2 protein-coding genes are annotated in these 2645 nt (G+C 36.1%); both read right to left on the reverse strand.

Annotated elements, in window-relative coordinates; genetic code table 11:
- Positions 1–364: 364 nt before the first annotated feature.
- Complete coding sequence (locus ENL20_12640; protein HHE39397.1) at positions 365–1165, reverse strand: response regulator transcription factor; 801 nt, start codon at positions 1163–1165, stop codon at positions 365–367.
- A 133-nt stretch (positions 1166–1298) separates the two neighbouring features.
- A complete protein-coding gene (locus ENL20_12645) occupies positions 1299–2414 on the reverse strand; it encodes a hybrid sensor histidine kinase/response regulator (GenBank protein HHE39398.1) in 1116 nt (371 codons plus the stop codon).
- Positions 2415–2645 lie beyond the last annotated feature (231 nt).

Genomic DNA, 2645 nt, shown 5'->3' on the forward strand with positions numbered 1-2645 from the left:
TTTGGTTATTCATTTTTACTTCTTCCCAATCCACTCCTATAAGGTTGTTCATTATACATGGGTCAGAAGATGCTCTAATAATAAGAAAATTCAAATACACAACATTATAACCATTTTAATGGTTTTGAAACCGTTGAAACGGTTAATAATATTGGTTTTCTTTTTACCCACAACTGAAGTTGTGGGCTTTTCTTACAAACACCATATTTGTGCGTAATGGACAACCTGAAAGGAGAAGGAGAAAGTCGTGTTTCCATTCTCATCTTTTATCAATAAAACTTTGCGAAAGTTCATACAGAGAAATTCTTGGAAAATAACTTTCGCAAAGATAATTGAGCAAAAACAAATCACCAAATCAACAAATTCAGACATACTGTCGGATTTTTTCCAAAAGTGCTTCTGCTTTGATCGGTTTAGGTATGAATTCATCGACTTTATGATTTTTGGCAATCGTGATCGCAAAATCAGGCTCTTCCAGTTGACTATTAAAAGCACTGACCATCAGAATGGGAATATTGAATGTCTTTTTATTGGATTTCAATTCCCGGCAGACAGTGAAACCATCTATGTCCGACAGCACCGGATCGATAATGACAATCTGCGGAGACAAGGTCTTAACCATCATCATTCCGGTTTTCCCTGAATCTGTGGTTTGAATTTCATACTCTTTGTTCTCTAAAACTTTTCTTACCGAACGCATAAAATCGTGATCATTATCGATAAATAGTATTTTCTTCTTATCAGACGAATCATTTGCAAATATCCGGCTGCGCGTGATCAATCCATACACCCTGGCGATCAACTCTTTCGGTTCGATCGGTTTTTCTGCGAATTCGTCGGCTTTATGATGCAAGGCGATCTTTTCAGCATATTTCTTTTCAACCGTGTTTTTATTCACAGAAGTTAAGATCAGGATCGGGATCTGGAAAAAATCCGTGCTGTCTTTGATCTCGCTGCAAAAGGTAAAACCATCGATGTCCGGCAGCATTATATCCAGGATGATAAGATCGGGCTTTTCCTTTTTCAAGGTTATCCTGGCTTCATGAGCATCACCAGCCGTGATCACATCATAACCTCTAAATTGCAGGATCTTACCCGTGGATTCTCGAAAATCCGGATCATCATCGATCAGTAATACTTTTCCTTTCATTTCTTTTTCGTTCATTTTTTACTCCTTTTTAACTCACCCTCGGTCCCTCTCTTAAAAAGAGAGGGATGACAAAATAAAAAATTCATTTTTTTATTTTAATTCCCCCTTCTTTTCTCAAGAGAAGGGGGTTAGGGGGTTGAGTTATTTTTTATTTTTTGTCATCATGATATTGTGGTAATTTTATCTGAAAATCAGTCCCTTCTCCGGGTTCACTTGTAACTTTGATCGAACCAGAATGAGAATCGATTATTCTTTTCACGATCGCCAGACCTAATCCCGAACCTTCGGTTTTGTTTATCTGGTAAAATTGTTCAAAGATAAAAGGCAGGTCTTTTTTGGAAATTCCTACTCCGGTATCGCTGATCTCAATATTAACGAAATTATTTTCAGTTTTTATCGAGACCCGGATGCTACCTTCGACTTTATTATATTTAATGCCATTTTCCAAGAGATTTATAAAAACCTGTTTTAGAGCTGCTTTATTTCCCAGAACATGAGCAGATGCATCACTTCCGAGTAATTGGACTTTAATTTGTTTCTGCTCTGCAACTAATTGAATATCTTCCAAACATTCTTTTATTAAAGGGATTAAATCTACAGGTTCCAATTCACTGACAAGACTGTTAGCATCTATCCTGGCAAAACTCAACCATTCTTTGATCAGTTTGATCAATTCATCGATCCTGATCTTTGAACGCTCTAACATTTTTTTCTGCTCTGCAGAAACATCACCCGCAATTCCTGCCAGAATTACTTCAAAGTAACCTTGAACTGCAACGAGTGGAGTTCGCAATTGATGAGAAACCATGCTGATGAAATTTTCCTTCATCCTTTCTTTTTCCCGACGTAAACTCATCGTTTCCAGAAGCAGCCTTCTTCTTTCAAGAGCTCTTTTTGTTGTTACTCGGAGTTGATCCGGAATGAATGGTTTGGGAATAAAATCGAATGCTCCTTTTTTCACAGCTTCCACAGCAAAATCTATAGTTGCGTAACCGGTTATGACTACTGTTACAATAGTTGGATCAAAATTAGCAATTTCTTCCAGAACTTCCATGCCGCTGATTCCCGGCATTTTCAGATCAACGAATACCAGATCCGGTCTCTGTTTAATGACTTTTTCCAAACCGGAAATTCCATCTGTGGCTGTATCGACCTGGAAACCATCTTTGCGAAAGACCTGACTGCAGGAATCACAAATTGAAACCTGATCATCAATAATGATAATAACTTCTTTTTCTCTTTTCATATATTGGTTAATTGGCATATTTTGTGCCAAAAATAAAAAAACTCAAAAGGATATTTCTAACTTTTTGATATGAAAATAGATAAATGAAAAAAAATAGTCAGATTTAAAAAAAATAATTTTATAGTTGAGGATATTATCATCTATGATGGAGAATTATACCCCATTAGTCAAGCATCTCAATTCCGATATAATTTAGATTTTTTACTAAATCTTAAAAGCAGAGAATTCAATTACGGATCAGATATAAAA

This window comes from Candidatus Cloacimonadota bacterium (genome assembly GCA_011372345.1).
Classification (GTDB): domain Bacteria; phylum Cloacimonadota; class Cloacimonadia; order Cloacimonadales; family TCS61; genus DRTC01.

Excerpts from the sequence above, each read along its gene's own strand:
- ENL20_12640 (HHE39397.1), bottom strand. The coding sequence starts at position 1,165 with ATGAACGAAAAAGAAATGAAAGGAAAAGTATTACTGATCGATGATGAT.
- ENL20_12645 (HHE39398.1), bottom strand. The coding sequence starts at position 2,414 with ATGCCAATTAACCAATATATGAAAAGAGAAAAAGAAGTTATTATCATT.